General features: G+C 45.2%; 15 protein-coding genes. 11 read left to right on the top strand and 4 right to left on the bottom strand.

Going from position 1 to position 16,162, the window contains the following annotated elements:
- Positions 1-72 precede the first annotated feature (72 nt).
- The 6 genes from PPIS_RS17630 (at position 73) to PPIS_RS17605 (ending at position 7,875) form a co-directional block, all read left to right on the top strand.
- Complete coding sequence (locus tag PPIS_RS17630) at positions 73-2,826, top strand: TonB-dependent receptor (protein WP_010368668.1); 2,754 nt, start codon at positions 73-75, stop codon at positions 2,824-2,826.
- Between the two features lie 127 nt (positions 2,827-2,953).
- Positions 2,954-4,300 carry a DUF5690 family protein gene (locus PPIS_RS17625; RefSeq protein WP_248694108.1) on the top strand — a complete coding sequence of 449 codons (1,347 nt, stop codon included), beginning with the start codon at positions 2,954-2,956 and terminating at the stop codon, positions 4,298-4,300.
- Positions 4,301-4,317: 17 nt separating this feature from the next.
- Positions 4,318-5,127, top strand: coding sequence for a phosphonoacetaldehyde hydrolase (gene phnX / locus PPIS_RS17620; protein WP_010368672.1), 810 nt, complete (start codon positions 4,318-4,320; stop codon positions 5,125-5,127).
- Positions 5,127-6,545, top strand: coding sequence for an FAD-dependent oxidoreductase (locus PPIS_RS17615; RefSeq protein ID WP_010368674.1), 1,419 nt, complete (start codon positions 5,127-5,129; stop codon positions 6,543-6,545). Before phnX ends, PPIS_RS17615 begins: the two co-directional genes overlap by 1 nt.
- Entirely contained in the window at positions 6,542-7,090 is a 549-nt protein-coding gene (locus PPIS_RS17610; RefSeq protein ID WP_010368676.1) for an HD domain-containing protein, read from the top strand. Before PPIS_RS17615 ends, PPIS_RS17610 begins: the two co-directional genes overlap by 4 nt.
- A gap of 92 nt (positions 7,091-7,182) precedes the next feature.
- Entirely contained in the window at positions 7,183-7,875 is a 693-nt protein-coding gene (locus tag PPIS_RS17605) for a UTRA domain-containing protein (protein ID WP_010368678.1), read from the top strand.
- A gap of 139 nt (positions 7,876-8,014) precedes the next feature.
- Here the strand turns inward: PPIS_RS17605 and PPIS_RS17600 are convergent, their stop codons facing one another.
- Positions 8,015-8,233: a hypothetical protein gene (locus PPIS_RS17600; RefSeq protein WP_248694109.1), complete on the bottom strand. Its 219-nt coding sequence runs from the start codon at positions 8,231-8,233 to the stop codon at positions 8,015-8,017.
- Positions 8,234-9,102: 869 nt separating this feature from the next.
- On the opposite strand from PPIS_RS17600, the gene PPIS_RS17590 reads away from it, so the two are divergent.
- Positions 9,103-9,735, top strand: a complete 633-nt coding sequence (locus PPIS_RS17590; protein ID WP_010368683.1) for a hypothetical protein — start codon at positions 9,103-9,105, stop codon at positions 9,733-9,735.
- A gap of 22 nt (positions 9,736-9,757) precedes the next feature.
- Positions 9,758-10,048, top strand: coding sequence for a hypothetical protein (locus tag PPIS_RS17585; protein ID WP_010368685.1), 291 nt, complete (start codon positions 9,758-9,760; stop codon positions 10,046-10,048).
- A 370-nt stretch (positions 10,049-10,418) separates the two neighbouring features.
- Here PPIS_RS17585 and phnW read toward each other — a convergent pair whose 3' ends face one another.
- From phnW to PPIS_RS17570, 3 genes are all read right to left on the bottom strand, one after another.
- On the bottom strand, positions 10,419-11,525 hold the full coding sequence (phnW, locus tag PPIS_RS17580; protein WP_010368687.1) for a 2-aminoethylphosphonate--pyruvate transaminase: 1,107 nt from the start codon (positions 11,523-11,525) through the stop codon (positions 10,419-10,421).
- A 212-nt stretch (positions 11,526-11,737) separates the two neighbouring features.
- Positions 11,738-12,751, bottom strand: a complete 1,014-nt coding sequence (gene galE, locus PPIS_RS17575) for a UDP-glucose 4-epimerase GalE (protein WP_010368689.1) — start codon at positions 12,749-12,751, stop codon at positions 11,738-11,740.
- 60 nt (positions 12,752-12,811) lie between these two features.
- Positions 12,812-13,696: a TolB-like translocation protein gene (locus PPIS_RS17570; protein WP_010368690.1), complete on the bottom strand. Its 885-nt coding sequence runs from the start codon at positions 13,694-13,696 to the stop codon at positions 12,812-12,814.
- 135 nt (positions 13,697-13,831) lie between these two features.
- Between PPIS_RS17570 and PPIS_RS17565 the strand changes: the two genes are divergently transcribed.
- From PPIS_RS17565 to yjjG, 3 genes are all read left to right on the top strand, one after another.
- Positions 13,832-14,731, top strand: coding sequence for a phosphoribulokinase (locus PPIS_RS17565; RefSeq protein WP_010368692.1), 900 nt, complete (start codon positions 13,832-13,834; stop codon positions 14,729-14,731).
- 97 nt (positions 14,732-14,828) lie between these two features.
- Positions 14,829-15,362, top strand: a complete 534-nt coding sequence (gene yjjX, locus PPIS_RS17560; protein WP_010368694.1) for an inosine/xanthosine triphosphatase — start codon at positions 14,829-14,831, stop codon at positions 15,360-15,362.
- Positions 15,362-16,039 (top strand): pyrimidine 5'-nucleotidase, encoded by a 678-nt coding sequence (gene yjjG / locus PPIS_RS17555; protein ID WP_010368696.1) that lies wholly within the window; start codon positions 15,362-15,364, stop codon positions 16,037-16,039. The genes yjjX and yjjG overlap by 1 nt, the downstream gene beginning before the upstream one ends.
- The last annotated feature ends 123 nt before the right edge of the window (positions 16,040-16,162 follow it).

Here is a 16,162-nt window from a genome sequence, read left to right as displayed (position 1 = left end):
AACCGTCATTACTCTATCTGCAACAAACTGGACTAGACCAGAAAATTAACCCAAACTTTTGAGAAAAGAGCAATGAAAAAACTAACCCAAATCGCTGCTGCCGTGTTACTCGCCACCAGTCCCAGCTTATATGCTGCGACAGGTAAACTCGTTGGTGTTGTAAAAGACCCACAAAGTAATCTGTCTGGCGCCGTTATCTCGGTAAAAGGCCAAGATGTATCCACTGTGTCTGATTATCGTGGTCGCTTTGAACTGCCAAAACTAGATGCCGGTCGCTACACCCTAGTCGTGAAATATATGGGTTATCAGGAAACTGAACTTCAGGTGGAAGTAACTGATAGCAAAGTCACTACCTTGTCTCCAATCTTATTAAACCACCAACAAGCGATGGAAGAAGTAGTCACGGTTGGGCAAATCTTCCGTGGCGAAATGGCCGCTGCAAATAACCAAAAAAATGCCAGTAATATCAAAAGTATCATTTCTGCTGATGGGATTGGTAAGTTACCAGATAGAAATGCCGCTGAAGCTGTGCAACGTATTCCAGGTGTGTCGATAGAGCGTGACCAAGGTGAAGGGCGCTTTGTTGCAGTGCGTGGTTTACCGTCACAATGGAGTTCGGCCAGCATCAACGGTAACCGCCTTCCAACCGCAGAAGAGGAAACCACCAGCCGCGCCACTGCATTCGACTTTTTTCCAAGCGAATTGATTGAATTTGTGGAAGTGTCTAAGGCTATCACCCCTGACATGGAAGGCGATGCGATTGGCGGTAATGTTAATTTCGTGACCAAAAAAGGCGCTGATGATTTTATCCTCAAAACCAACTTCGCTGTGGGCCAAAATGAGCTGGCCGATGGCACAAACTATTCTGCCAATGTAGTGTACGGCGACCGTCTACTCGACGACAAGCTAGGTTTTATCATTAATGCCACAGCTTGGCAGCGAGATTGGGCAACCGATAACTATGAGCCACGTCGTGGTAACGATGGCTTAGGTATTTATCGCTTAGAGCTGCGTGATTATACCGGAACCCGTGAAACTTATGGCTTAAATGGCTCACTGGAATATCAACTTGAAAACGGCACGCTCAGCGCCAGCGCGCTGTATGGCACACTGATTGACGATGAAACCCACTATAAGCACAGGCTACGTTTTGATAAAGACCGTGCTGAGCTGCAGCATATTCGCAACGAACTCATCACCGAAATGCAAGGCTTTGAAATGGCAGGTGAACATGACTTTGGCTTTGATAAGACGCTCTCTTGGCAACTAGCCACGTACGAAAATGAGTTTCGCTATGGCGACAAACCCAACAGTGAAGACAATAGCTATTTTGTCGCCCGTTTTGATCAAAAAGAGGTTGGATATGTTGGACTTGAAGACCGCGATACCGGTAAAAATTATGCCTACAACCAAGTAGACGGCGGCAGTGACCCTTGGAACGCCATTAGCAATCACTTCCCCTCGGGCTTTACACTCGATCCAAGCAAAATGGGTTTGTCTTGGGTTGAGCTATACAAAGTCTACGTCAACGAAAAAGACAGATTGGTGGCCAATGCCGACTTTGACTGGCAATACAATAACCAGCTAGCCGTTAAGTTTGGGGCAAAATACCGCGATAAAGTCCGTAAAGCTGACTTTGCCGATGAGTTTTACGCTTGGGACAGCGAACAATATGGCGCAGCGCCAACGCTTGCAGACTTTGCCTTAAGCGATCAACCCGGTCGCAGCGATTACTTAAGCGAAGCCAAGTTTGATTATCGCACACAGTTGTCGCAGGTGGCTTCCACCGATGCTCTTGCTCAGTTTTGGACGCAAAATCGCAATAAGTTCAAGCTAGATGCGGGTGAATCAGCACTCATCAGCAATGGTGGAGCGCTGGGCAGAAACTTTGATGTTGAAGAAACCCACACCTCGCTCTACGGTATGGCAACTTACCAAGCCAGTGACAACTGGGAAGTATTAGGTGGCTTACGCGTTACCCGCACCGATACCAAAGTGTCTGGTTACACTTATTTAGCCGACGAAGATAAAGTTGTTGATACCACCAACAGCAATGATTATTGGTCAATATTACCCGCACTACATGTTACTTATCGTGCCAATGACGATACCAATTATCGCCTCGCACTAACTCGCACCTTTGCCCGTCCTGACTTTGGCTCATTAACACCAGGCGCAACTTACCTTGAGCAGGACAACCAGCTTAACTCAGGAAACCCAGCGCTCGACCCTACGTACTCAAATAATCTCGACTTGATGGTGGAACATTATTTTGACCGCGTTGGCTTGGTCTCTGCGGGGGTATTCTACAAAGATATCCAAGACCCAATCTTCCAAGCCACCAGCGTTGGCAATTACAACGACAAGCAAGGCGTGACCATCATCCGTCCTGAAAACGGCGATAGCGCTTGGCTTGCGGGCATTGAACTGGCGTTTAACCGCGACCTTGGTTTTATTTCTGACAGTTTGAGCAACTTTGGGGTAATGACCAATGCGACCTTTATGGATTCTGAAATGCAGATCCCAGAGCGCACAGAAAAAGTAGCCATTCCACGTCAGGCCAATGAGCTTTACAACTTTACGCTGTATTACGACGACACTCGTTTTGCCGCTCGAATAGCGCTTAATCATAAAGGTGCTTATATCGAAGAGCACGGTGGTGATAGCCAATCGGATAGCTACTATGGCGCCAATACCAGCGTCGACTTTACAACGTCATACCAACTTAACGAACAAACGTTAGTTTACCTAGAGCTAAGTAACCTCACCAATGAAGCATTGCAGTACTACCAAGGTGAGCAAGGTCGTCCATTACAGGTGGAATAGTATGGTATCCGCGGCATGGTCGGCATTAACTACCAATTTTAGTACCAATTTAATTGATTAAGCCGATTGGTATACACCGGTTGACGGGCAATCCACAAAGGATTGCCCTCGAATTACCGAGGATCCTATGATGTTGCAGATCACCCTATTTAACGCCCGCCCGCGCTGGTTAAAGGACGCCCAAGGTATCGGCTTTGTACTATTCGCCGCGACCAGTGCGTTTATGACTTACTTTTGTATGTACGCCTTTCGTAAGCCATTTTCGGTCAATACCTATGAAGCCTTTGATGACCCGAGCTGGGTTGTTAGCTTTAAAATTGCTCTGATCCTTTCGCAAGTGTTTGGCTATCTATGCGCGAAATTTATCGGCGTTAAAGTGATTGCTGAAATGCAGCATCATTATCGCGGCCGAGCGATTCTGGCCATGATTTTAGCCGCCGAGCTCGCACTGGTGCTATTTGCCATCACTCCTACGGGCTGGAATCTGGTTTGGCTGTTTGCCAATGGCCTCTCCCTTGGCATGATCTGGGGTTTGGTTTTTAGCTTTTTAGAAGGTCGTAAAACCACCGAAATCTTAGGTGCGGTACTCAGCGTGACTTTTATTCTTGCCTCTGGATTGGTCAGAACCGTGGGCAAATGGCTGGTGAGTGAACTCAATGTGCCTGAACTGTGGATGCCAGCGGCAACCGGAGCGATTTTTCTACCACTCCTTGTACTTAGCGTTGCTTGTCTCAATAGCATTCCTGAACCTACACAAGAAGATGAACAATTACGACAAAAGCGCGCGCCAATGGATGGCAAAGCACGGCTGGCGTTTTTTAAACAGTATTGGTTTGGAATAACCGTACTGGTGCTTAGCTTTTTACTCTTTACTGGCTTTCGTGACTTTAGAGATAACTTCTCAGCCGAGATCTGGCAGGCCTTAGGTTATGGGCAAGAACCCGCGATTTTTGCTTATGCCGGGATCCGCATCGCCTTTATCGTGCTCATTGCGCTTGCCGCATTGGTGTTAATTAAAAATAACCGCATCGCATTTTTCGCCAACCATGGCTTTATCTTACTTGGGGCTTTACTACTGGCTGGCAGCACCTATTTATACCAAACCCAAAGTCTCGATCCTAAAACGTGGATGGTGCTGCTGGGGGCTGGTCTTTATATCAGTTATATCCCCTATAACTGCTTTTTGTTTGACCGCATGATCTCAGCGGTTGGATCGACTGCGAACGCCGGTTTTTTGATTTATCTGGCGGATTCGGCGGGCTACATCGGCTCAGTGGGCATTTTGCTCTATAAAACTTTTGCCACACCTGAGCTCAGCTGGCTGCACTTTTTTACCATGGCCTGCTACTGGGTAGCGTTTATCGCAAGCGCACTCGTAGTGAGTTCAATTATTTATTTTGCCGTGAAATTAAAGCGACCACGTAAGGCGTCAACGCAAGTACGCGCCACGGCACTTTCATCACATATTTCCTAGCTAGGAGTCATAACAACATGAAACACATTGAAGCGTTAATTTTGGATTGGGCAGGTACTGTGGTCGACTATGGTTCGATTGCCCCCACCAGTATTTTTGTTGAAGCATTTAAGCAAGCGTATCAATTTGATATTTCCTTGGCTGAAGCGCGCGGTCCGATGGGAATGGGTAAATGGGATCACATTAATACCTTGCTACAAATGGAGAGCGTCCGCACCCGCTGGATAACGCAATTTGGTCAGGCACCGAGTACGGCAGATGTTGACCATATTTATCAAACCTTTATGCCGCTCCAACAAGCAAAAGTCGCCGACCGAGCTGCCCCCATTCCGGGCGTGCTTGCGGTGATCAAACGCTTGCAACAACAAGGCGTTAAGATTGGTAGTTGCTCTGGGTATCCCAAGCCTGTGATGGACGTATTAGTGCCTGCCGCTGCCGATTATGGTTATCAGCCAGATTGTGTGGTTGCCAGTGATGAATGTGCGGCAGGCTCTCGCCCAGGCCCTTGGATGGCGTTAGAAAACGTGCAAAGACTTGGGATTAATCGCGTGTCTGGGTGCGTAAAAGTCGATGACTCCGCGCCGGGAATAAGCGAGGGATTAAATGCCGGCATGTGGACAGTTGGACTTGCTTTAACGGGTAATGCGGTGGGGCTTAGCGAAGAAGAATGGACGGCACTCGGTCACGAAGAGCAAAGTGCACACTCACTGAGTGCTTATCAGCAGCTTGGCGAAGCCGGTGCGCACTATGTGATTGATTCACTAGCGGACATCGAAATGGTCTTGGTGGATATTTCTGCTCGTATCGCCCGTGGAGAGCGCCCGTAATGCGTTTTCAGCCTTTTTGGTTTGATGAAGCAATCGCTCAAGCCGATATTGAAGCCGCAGCAAGCGCGCCGTCTCATGGCGCGTTAGATACCCAAGTTTGTATCATAGGTGGCGGCTTTACTGGCCTTTGGACAGCCATAACGCTGAAAAAGCAAAAACCTGAGCTAAATATCGCCATCATTGAAAAGGACCTCTGTGGACAAGGTGCTTCGGGTCGTAATGGCGGAGCTATGCTGACATGGTCGACTAAGTTTGCCAGCTTAATTAAAGAGTTTGGCTTAGAACAAGCCTGCTTTTTAGTGCGCCAGTCGGAGCAGGCCGTTCATGATATTAAAGCCTTTACCAGTAAACACGGGATTGAATGTGATTGCCGCATTGATGGTACTTACTATACGGCTTCAAATCACAGCCAGCGCAATGCCTTTGGTCCCATTACCACCCTACTCGAGCAACACCAGCTTAATGCGTGGCAAACACTGGATAAAGCGCAGTTGCAAGCCACTGGCTCTAATGCCAACCTTGCTGGAATTTACTCCCCCCACGGGGGTAGCGTTCAACCCGCCAAGCTTGTGCGTGGACTGATGAAGGTGGCAAAAAAACTTGGGGTCAAGGTATTTGAACACACCCGCTACTTAAAGCACCAAGGCCAAGACACGCTAACCATTACCACAGACAAAGGCGAGATCAGAGCCAATCAGCTGGTATTTGCCGTTAACGCTTGGCTGCCAAGCTTATTGCCGCAGTTTTCTCGCAGCGTAGTGTTGGTTTCGAGCGATATGGCGATCACCCCCCCTGCGTCTGAAAAGCTTGCAGCAATGAGGCTGAACCACGGCGCTCCGGTGATTGATGCACGCATTTTTGTGAATTACTACCGCACCACCTCAAGCGGTCGATTAATGCTTGGCAAAGGCGGAAATTATTTTAGTTTCAATAACCAAGTGAGAGACACCTTTCACCGTGCTAGCCGTTATCAAGCCATTCTTGAACGCTCATTTAGCCATTTCTTTGCACATCATCAGCTCGAGATTGAAAGAACCTGGACCGGACCTTCAGACCGAAGTGTCTCTGGCATGCCTTTCTTTGGTCATTTAAATGGTCAAGCTAATGTGTTTTATGGCAGTGGTTACTCGGGCAACGGCGTGGTGCAATCCTATTTAGGTGGACAAATTTTAGCGAGTCTACTGCTTAGTCAACATAACGACTGGCGTCATTGCGCCTTGGTCAACCAAACGCTTAAACAGTTTCCCGTCGAGCCATTTCGCACCGCGGGGGCCTTCATGGTGAGAAATGCCATTCGCCGTAAAGAAAGCGCTGAGGATAACAACACGCCACCGCATAAACTCGATGTTTGGCTAAGCAAGCTTAGTGGCAGCGCAGCAAAATTAGACTCGAACGTAAAGCAGGAATATATAAAGTGAATGCCATTACACAAATAAAACAGCTATTCGAGCAATATGGTCACGCGACCTATGACGAGGCATGCAGCCAAATTTACCATGCCGAGCAATGCGCCACCCTCGCGAAAGAAAATGGTTATGATCAAGCGACCCAAATCGCCGCATTTTTACATGATATTGGCCATTTTGTTGCTCAGTCTCAGCATAACCCCGACTTTACCCCGCAAGGATATAGCAATCATGGCGATTTAGGGGCAGATCATTTAACTCAACTTGGTTTTGACCGCGCGGTGACAATACTGGTGCGCAAACACGTGGATGCGAAACGCTATCTGGTCAGTATGGATAAGGAGTATTACCAAACGCTCTCTCCTGCCAGCCAACTGACTCTAGCAAGACAAGGCGGAAAGATGAGCAGCGAAGAACTTGCGGCATTCTCCAAGCTGCCAGAATTGGACGCCATTATCGCGCTGCGTCGTTTTGATGATTTAGGGAAAGATCCGAGTTTAAGCGTCTTGCCTAGTCGTTATTGGTTTAGCCAAATAGAAGCCTATTTGGCGAGATAGGCCAATCTGAGTTTACAAGCCCAGAATTATAAAGGTTTATCCTGTCATAAAACGATAGTAAGCTTGTCACAAAAGGTTTTATCGACTCAATTATGCTGCTTTATCAACGTATTCGAAACCATATCCAAGCGCTGCTAGCCGCTGGCAGCATGACGCCCGGTGCCAAGTTGCCTTCAGAACGTGCGCTGCAAGAAACATTTAGCTCAACACGGATCACCGTCCGTGAAGCCCTTGCACGACTAGAAGCCGAAGGACTTATCTTTAGCCAAAAGCGTCGCGGCTGGTTTGTCACGCCAGAAAAGCTCAAATGGCATCCAGCTAAAAAAGTGAACTTTAACCACCTTGCCATTGAACAAGGCTTTACACCAACAACTCAAGTAGTCGCAATTAATGCCCCTTCCACAGAGCCTGAGTTTAGCCACTCTCATTTTAACGGCCAACCGGTGTATGAATTAACTCGAGTACGCGCGTTAGATGGTCGCGCAATAATGATGGAACAGATCTATTGTGCGGCCGAGCGCTTTGCCGACTTACACAACCAACCACTGAATGGTTCTATCACAGAAGTAATGTCGACTCACTACCAAGTTGACGTCAGCTTTGAACAGTGCGTGATAAGCGTCACCGTACTACCCGATGACGTTGCCGACAAATTGGAAAAGAACAGCGGCGCACCTTGCTTAAAAGTACTGCGCGCCCGCTATGATGCCGAGCAAGCATTGGTGGATTACAATATTGAATATTGGCTCCATGACGCCATAGAGATGATTGTTGAAGGCGTGTAACTCCCGTACCCGTAGGTCGTGCTTTAGCACGACAACCTTTCCAGAGCTACTGCCACGTCAAAAACACCTTCATTAATTCTATCTTCTACGTCTACATACGAGTTAGTGGTGGAATACTCGGGCTTGCGAAGAAAGAGAGTTAGCTCTCTTCTTCAAAACAAGCCACTTCCTCACCATATTGCTCGTCAACTCCGATAAATTTAGCTTTAAGCAGCTTTGCCGAATAATTAATGATGTCATCATCCAAACCGCTTTTTGTAGAGCTAGATACAGTACTAACGTTCCCTTCTAAGTCTCTAACTGGTCTCAAGAATACTCTGCCATCAAAGTTTTTACGTGCATGGTAATGTGTAGCCATATGCTTATCCTCTGTGTGATTTTTAAGCATTATATCATCTTTAAATGATAAAAACTGGCGAGTGCTTTTACGTTAAAAGCCTGCCCAGACATTTCCAATATCATCCTTGATTTATTACCTTAACTGCATTGTTATTACGCAATGGCGGTCTAATCTATATTGCATTAAAGAATATTTAGGTTATGCAATTAAATGTTAAGGCAGATATTCGTAGATAGCGACATAGGTTCACTTCTTAACACAGTTTGTACGGGTAAATATGCGATTAAGGATAAGTATCTAATTAGCCAGCTCGCTTACACTCCCTTGTCGCTTAAAGAGCATAATTTGCTAAGACTTCACCAGCTAATAGATGATAAAGGCGAAGTGTATCGCAAGTGGGTTTTACCAGCGGCCTATAGTCCAACAAGAAAGATCGCATTATCGAAGTGCCAGAAGTGTTTTGCCAAGCACTGGAGCAATACCTTGATTGGTACAAACATCAAGAATTACCAGCGAAATACAGGCACAATTTAGGTACTTAGAGAGGTTTTAGTAAGTACGCCCCTGCTTTGCTTAATGATCGACTTAACGAGTTTGCAATGAGCTAACGAACTGTTAAAAAAGGCATTAATAAGCAGCCTACTAACTTACGAACCAAAGTTAATACGCAACTTAAAAAGGCTGGCTTTGATTGGGCTACAGCAAAGACTTTTGAAGGCTCTCTTATCATTCATTTAGCAAAAGATGTAGATCATGGCGTGGTGGCTGATTTGTTTGGTTTCAGTTCGCGGTAGGTGATAGCCGATAAATACAATGGTAATTTATTGCAGCTATCAGACGCTATCAATAGCGTATACTCAAGAATTAAAATAACAGGATATTGATAAATGTTTCTCTTGAAAAATACACAAATTTTTATTGTATGTATTAGTTTGATTATTATAGGAGCAATTTTTGAACCGTTGATAAGTCAGCCCATTTTTAGCCTAATAAGTTTACTTTCTGGTATTGGAGGAATAGTAGGAGGTGTATGTGCCGTGTTTGCATTTTTTCAATGGAGGGAGCAAGTTCACCACGGGAAAAAACTTGATGTTTTAGAGGCGCTGGAAAAAGTTCATTTAACTGGCTCAAGCCTTGATATGGCCGTAGGTTCAATGTATTTGGATATGATGAACTTCGCGGAAAATGAGGGTGAGGATGTTAAAAACCAATATAAAGAAAGATATAAATTGTCGCATAGAAGATATCTAAAGGGTGTTGATAAAATCAACTTACTACATGCAGAACTCTTAGTTAAATCAAGGTTGCTTGAAGTAATTAATCAGGACCATAAGGTACATATTTTAATGACAAACGTAATATCAGTAGGCAAAGAAATAACTCTTGCGAAGATTCCAGAATCTCTCCAGACAGGTGATGAGGCAAGAAGAATCGTTGGTTTCATATTTCATCACTTTGGAAATAATAATAATAAAGTATGTTCTGAATACAGGAATTACCTGCATAATTCATTGAAATAAACGTTTACTGTAAGGATTAACGATGTACAAGTTTTATAATGTTGAAATAGGTTTAAGCGGAACTGGGTATACAACGACATCATTTAAACAAGAGTTGTTTTTTGGGCATGAGGCCACAGCACTTGTAAGAAAGCTCTGGCTAGGCATTCAGGCTGATGGCGACCAAAAAAGCTACATCAAAGTTATCGGGCAAGACGGGTATGTTGAATGGTCTTGCACATCGATAAACAACCAAGATATAGATGATATTAAATTGCCAACACCATTTGATCCTGATAACACAATGAGCAAGAAAAAGCACAAGAGGCTTTAACCGAAGAGGCAGCTGTTCAATGATGAGGAAGAGCGCGAGGCGCTATAGAACAAGCTACGATAGCTAATTAGCAACTAGATTGGAAATCATACCATTACTTACGTCGTATTTACTTCGTACACCGGAAACTTTCCGGCTTTTGTAAGCAACTCGATGATCTATGATTTGGTAAAACGTGATTTTTCTTAGTTAGCTTCCTGCTTTAATGAGTGCAGAAGGCTCCAATTATACATGTCTCATTTTATGGGAAGGTGACAGCCCAGATTAGGCCATCGTTAACACAATTGAAGATTCGCTATTCATTTATTTAGCTAAAGGGGTGTAACCCCCTTAACCCATCGCCGCGTAAAGCGGCTCCTACTCTGACGGTTTACCAATACTTTGCTTCAGAAATAGCTTTAAGTAGTCCGCTAATATCTGCGGCATACACTTCGCCAATATTACCGATCCTAAAGCAATCTGCATTTGATACTTTACCGGGGTAAATCACATATCCTTTTTGCTTCAATACTTCATAAAAGCGCTTAAACTCATAGCTTTCGTCACTTGGTGAATAAAAAGAAGTGATAATAGGTGAGTGCATGGCTTCTGGTAACAAGGCTTCAAAACCAAGAGCTTTCATGCCGCTAACGAGTTGTTTTTGATTTTCACTGTAACGCTTAAATCGTGCAGAAGCGCCTCCCTCTTGCGCCAATTCTTCTAGTGCCTTGGCAAATGCTCTGACAACATGCGTTGGCGAAGTAAAACGCCATTTACCATGGTGATTTTCCATGGTTTTCCACTGGGCGTGAAGATCCAGCGAGAGTGAACGTGCTTGTCCTTCAGAGGCAACCAGCAGCGCCGTTTTTGCGATCACAAAGCCAAAACCTGGAACACCTTGAATACACTTATTTGCTGAGCTGATGAGGATATCAATTTGCCACTCGTGCATATCCATCTCAATGCCGCCAAAACTGCTCATGGCATCAAGGATCATGACTTTGTTATGATGTTTCGCAAGCTCCGCTACGCGCTTAGCCGGGTTCAGCATCCCCGTTGTGGTTTCGCAGTGTACCATTGCTACGTGGGTGATCTCAGGGTGTTGCTCAAGCGCTTGTGAGATCTGCTCTAGTTGCGGCAATTCGGTTTCAACAAAGTTGAGCGCTATCACATTAATATTTAGATAATTGGCTATCTCAATAATACGCGCACCATAGGCACCATTATTGATAACCAGTAAAGTGCCAGACTGAGGAATAAAAGTTCCAATAGCCGCCTCTACACTTGCTGTACCACTGCCCTGCATTAAGGTTGCACTGTAGTCGCTGCGATACTGTGGATCTGCAACCGCAATTTCACAAAGCTGCTTGCGAATAACTTGCACCACGCCTTGGTTATATTCATCATCCCAGGTGCACCAGTCTTTCAACATGGCTTCTTTCACGGTGTGGGAGGTACTGAGTGGGCCTGGCGTCAGGAGTAAATAATCGTTGTTCATAACTTGCCTCTAAACTGGTCTATACCAGATTATTTAACCGAGTTTAGGTGACAACGGCATGACAGTTTTATGAAACTAAGATTGATGTAGTAATGATGCTCAATGAAACCTCGCCTTTACCCTAAATGGCAAAGGCGAAGAGAGCCAACAGAGGCTCTGGTTGTTCTCCCGAGTTTAGGTTATTTAACCTGAACTCAGGATAAGAATTTAGGTTATTTATAACCGTTTGGATTATTGCTTTGCCAGCGCCATGTATCTTGCATCATGGCATCCAATCCACGCTCTGCATGCCAGCCTAATTCAGATTTGGCTTTTTCAGGCGCAGCATAACAGGCGGCAATGTCGCCATCGCGACGCGGTTTAATGTCATACGGTATAGCTTTGCCCGCTGCCTTTTCAAACGCGGTAACCATCTCTAGTACCGAGTAGCCATTGCCGGTACCTAAGTTATAGATATGCGTGCCTGCCGCTACTGCGATTTTCTCAAGTGCTTTTAAATGGCCAATAGCAAGGTCAACCACATGAATGTAATCTCTCACGCCCGTACCATCTTTGGTGTCATAGTCGTTACCAAAGACGCCCAAACTCGCCAGTTTACCAACAGCAACCTGTGAGATGTAGGGCAGTAAGTTATTGGGAATACCATTTGGATCTTCACCAATTAGTCCCGACTCGTGTGCGCCAACCGGATTAAAGTAACGCAAAATAGCAAAGGCCCAACGTGGGTCTGATTTAGCAACATCCTGAAGTACCATTTCAACCATCAGTTTTGACGTACCATAAGGATTAGTTGTGCCACCTACAGGGAAATCTTCACGAATAGGAAGGCTGGCAGGATCTCCATATACCGTCGCTGATGAGCTAAAAACTAGCTTAAATACACTGGCGTCACGCATCGCATCAAGGAGCGTTAACGTACCTTGGACGTTGTTTTGATAATACTCGATTGGCTTTTTAACCGACTCTCCAACGGCTTTTAAACCGGCAAAGTGGATGACTTCTTCAATATCATATTGCGCGAATACACTATCAAGAAATGCCTTATCAAGAATATCACCTTGATGGAATGCGGCTTCCTTTCCTACTATCTCAGCGACTCTATGTAATGAAGTCTGCTGAGAATTGCTTAGATTATCTACGACCACTACCTTTTTGCCTTGCTGTAGCAGCTCTAATACAGTGTGAGAGCCAATATAGCCTGCGCCACCTGTTACGAGAATCGTCATATCTATTCCTATGGTTGTTGTCTGTGCATTGCGTTTAACATGCAATTTAATGTATCGCTATCAGTCTTCACTGTGGCATACAAATGCCAGCTTGTTATCAAAAAAGCTCAAGCGAGAAATTGAAGTCTGACAGTAACTTCTTAAGTTTCTTAATAAGTGGACTTTTTTAGGCGCGTTTAAATCTCGGTAATAAATCTTGTTATCCAATGAGTACGCCACTTTGTTATCATCCAACCAGGTATAATCTTGCACCTGACTGGGAAGAGCAAAAAATCGCTGAATATGATCGCTCTCTCTGTGGTAGGTTGCGAACCACATCAAGCCATTGACTTGATAAGTAAAAGCAAATACGTCACGCGCACGGTTGTAAGACAAAGTTCGACCAATATCTTCGGCAAGAATTTGTGGTAAATGACCGTTAATATCTGTGTACTGTAAGGTATGCGGAGCACTTTCAGTCGCACCTAAAATAAACATAATCAGACCTTGGTTGCTCCCCCAAGCATGATATCCAACAGGTTCAATATGCTCAAAAACACGACTTGGTTTTGTCGCCTGATCAAACGGATAAAACCACAATTTTTGCTTACCGGATCCCTCAACCACAATCGTCGTTAACCCTTCCCCATTAGGATGTAGTGTGGGTGAATACTCGGAGACAGGGGATTGCGTGAGGTTGGTTGTGTTTTGGCTTTGCAAGTCGTAAAAAAACAGGTCCGTTTGGCTATTGCCATCAGCGCTTACTTCCGCGGTATAGTAAACCCCAGAATCAGTCACTAGCGGCTGATTAAAATATGCGGTGTTTTCAGTAATTGGTTTAGCACTGAAATGTTCACCTAATTCAGCTAGCCAAATTTGGCTTTTGGGCATGGCTGAATACGCAGGTAAACAGGACGCGAAAGCGAATAGACAAACTGCGAGCTTCACACGCATTGAAATGGGCATGGACGTTCCTTTGATTTTTCATTGTAGTTATATCACCCCGCTATGATACCCAACACTCGCCCTCAAGCAAAGCTTGCCAAAAACTTTGCTTCGCGTAACATCGAATTAACGGATGATGAAAGCTAAGGCAGATTTATGTCAGACAAACACCCTATTATCGCCATTACTGGTAGTTCAGGCGCAGGCACTACAACAACGACAAGCGCGATAAAACACATATTCCGCAGTCTTAATACCAAAGCCGCCTATGTCGAAGGCGATAGCTTTCATCGCTACACTCGCCCAGAAATGGATAAGCTGCGTCGCGAAGCGCTGCAAGAAGGTAAGCACATTAGCTACTTTGGTGAAGAAGCCAATGACTTCGGCGCATTAGAAAGCCTGTTCAAAAGCTATGGCGAAACCGGCAATGGCAAAGTCCGTCGCTACCTTCATACGTTTGACGATGCCGTGCCATTCAATCAGCTACCGGGCACTTTTACTCCTTATCAAGAACTAGAACAAAACACCGATATGCTGTTTTATGAGGGACTGCACGGCGGTGTCGTGACCCCAGAATATGATGTGGCCAGCAACGTTGATTTATTGATTGGCATGGTGCCTATCATCAACCTTGAATGGATCCAAAAGCTCATTCGCGATACCAATGAGCGCGGCCACTCCAAAGAAGCGGTCATGACATCGATTGTACGCTCAATGGATGACTACATTAATCACATCACTCCCCAGTTTTCTCGCACGCATATTAACTTTCAACGCGTGCCCACCGTGGATACTTCTAACCCATTCAGTGCTAAAGACATACCATCATTAGACGAAAGCTTTGTGGTTATTCGCTTTCGTGGCATCGAAGATGTTAACTTTCCTTACTATTTACAAATGATCGAAGGCAGCTTTATGTCTCGCGTAAACACGTTAGTTGTGCCGGGTGGAAAAATGGGATTGGCAATGGAGTTAGTACTGACTCCACTTATCAAAGAATTATTAGTAAAGAAACGTGCCCTTGAGAATATGGCACCAGTCGATTTACCGATTTAACCCAGCTGATGTTTTGATTAGGAATAATAGCTTCCTTGCATCGCTCCATATCACACTTTACACTGACGCCTTTTAGGGCATCACGAGTAGTTGTTATATGGACGTGCTTACCATTTTAGTGGGGTCTAAAAACCCAGTAAAAATCAATGCTGCAAAAACCATCTTTGCGCAGTACTTTCCCAATGCAAAAATTGACTGTCAGGGTATCTCAGCGCCGAGTCTCGTTGCGGATCAGCCTTTAGGTGAACAAGCCACCCGCGAAGGCGCAGAGAATCGTGTTACTTACTTACAGCAACATCATCAAGCCGATTTTTATTGTGCCATGGAAGGAGGTGCTGCCAAATTTGAATACGGTGCAGCTACTTTTGCTTATGTCGTCATTGCGGATAACCGTCGTACAAGTGTCGGCCGTAGTTGTAATTTGCCTCTACCGGCATCGGTCTATACACGCCTTGAACAAGGTGAAGAGCTAGGGCATGTAATGGATGACCTGTTCAACACCACTAATATCAAGCAACAAGGCGGTGCTATAGGTTTACTAACCAACCATCTTGCCACCAGAGAAAGTAGCTACACGCAAGCCTTATTGCTCGCGATGGCGCCCTTTAATCACCCTGAGATGTATTTATAATGCCGAACTACACACATATTTTATTTGATGCTGACGAAACCTTATTTAGCTTTAATGCCAAACTTGGATTGCAAACGCTGTTTACTCAATATGACGTTGTGTTCACTGACGAGGACTACGAAGAATACAACAGCTTAAATGCGCCACTTTGGGTGCAGTATCAAAATGGTGAGATTGACGCAAAAACACTTCAGGTAACGCGCTTTAGCCGCTGGGCTGAAAAACTCGATATCGCGCCTGAAATACTCAATGCGGGATTCTTGGCAGCGATGGCTGAAATTTGCCAACCGTTACCAGGGGCTAAAGCCTTGCTCGACAGCCTGAAAGGCCAATGTACTTTGGCTATTATTACCAATGGATTTGCCGCGCTTCAGCAAAAAAGATTGGAACATACTGGCCTTGTGGATCGTTTTTCTGAAGTGGTGATCTCTGAGTTGGTGGGTAAAGCCAAACCAGATCCGAGTATTTTTGCGCATACGTTAGCGCTGTTGGGGAACCCTGATAAATCCAAAGTATTAATGGTTGGCGACACACCAGCGAGTGACATTTTAGGCGCAAATCGCTTTGGGATTGATAGCTGTTGGTTAAAGCATGATGGCAAAGTCTGCCCCGACCATATCAAGCCAACCTATACCGTAGAGTCTCTGAGAGAGTTGCAAGGGATTTTAATGGGGTAATACCCTGTACAATTGTGTGGGAGTAAGCTGACTTTGCGGGTTTTAAAAGCTCGCCGAGTAAATCGGCTCCTACCAAAGGTAGCGCTGTGTGGGGCATGCTGACTTTGCGGGTTTTAAAAGCTC

This window comes from Pseudoalteromonas piscicida (genome assembly GCF_000238315.3).
Lineage (GTDB): Bacteria > Pseudomonadota > Gammaproteobacteria > Enterobacterales > Alteromonadaceae > Pseudoalteromonas > Pseudoalteromonas piscicida.
Note: the sequence above shows the minus strand (reverse complement) of the source record. Positions and strands in the feature narration are given on the sequence as shown.

What these genes read in the sequence shown, in the direction of transcription:
- PPIS_RS17630 (WP_010368668.1), top strand. Translation starts at nt 73, where the DNA reads ATGAAAAAACTAACCCAAATCGCTGCTGCCGTGTTACTCGCCACCAGT.
- PPIS_RS17625 (WP_248694108.1), top strand. Translation starts at nt 2,954, where the DNA reads ATGATGTTGCAGATCACCCTATTTAACGCCCGCCCGCGCTGGTTAAAG.
- phnX (WP_010368672.1), top strand. Translation starts at nt 4,318, where the DNA reads ATGAAACACATTGAAGCGTTAATTTTGGATTGGGCAGGTACTGTGGTC.
- PPIS_RS17615 (WP_010368674.1), top strand. Translation starts at nt 5,127, where the DNA reads ATGCGTTTTCAGCCTTTTTGGTTTGATGAAGCAATCGCTCAAGCCGAT.
- PPIS_RS17605 (WP_010368678.1), top strand. Translation starts at nt 7,183, where the DNA reads ATGCTGCTTTATCAACGTATTCGAAACCATATCCAAGCGCTGCTAGCC.
- PPIS_RS17600 (WP_248694109.1), bottom strand. Translation starts at nt 8,233, where the DNA reads ATGGCTACACATTACCATGCACGTAAAAACTTTGATGGCAGAGTATTC.
- PPIS_RS17590 (WP_010368683.1), top strand. Translation starts at nt 9,103, where the DNA reads ATGTTTCTCTTGAAAAATACACAAATTTTTATTGTATGTATTAGTTTG.
- PPIS_RS17585 (WP_010368685.1), top strand. Translation starts at nt 9,758, where the DNA reads ATGTACAAGTTTTATAATGTTGAAATAGGTTTAAGCGGAACTGGGTAT.
- phnW (WP_010368687.1), bottom strand. Translation starts at nt 11,525, where the DNA reads ATGAACAACGATTATTTACTCCTGACGCCAGGCCCACTCAGTACCTCC.
- galE (WP_010368689.1), bottom strand. Translation starts at nt 12,751, where the DNA reads ATGACGATTCTCGTAACAGGTGGCGCAGGCTATATTGGCTCTCACACT.
- PPIS_RS17570 (WP_010368690.1), bottom strand. Translation starts at nt 13,696, where the DNA reads ATGCCCATTTCAATGCGTGTGAAGCTCGCAGTTTGTCTATTCGCTTTC.
- PPIS_RS17565 (WP_010368692.1), top strand. Translation starts at nt 13,832, where the DNA reads ATGTCAGACAAACACCCTATTATCGCCATTACTGGTAGTTCAGGCGCA.
- yjjX (WP_010368694.1), top strand. Translation starts at nt 14,829, where the DNA reads ATGGACGTGCTTACCATTTTAGTGGGGTCTAAAAACCCAGTAAAAATC.
- yjjG (WP_010368696.1), top strand. Translation starts at nt 15,362, where the DNA reads ATGCCGAACTACACACATATTTTATTTGATGCTGACGAAACCTTATTT.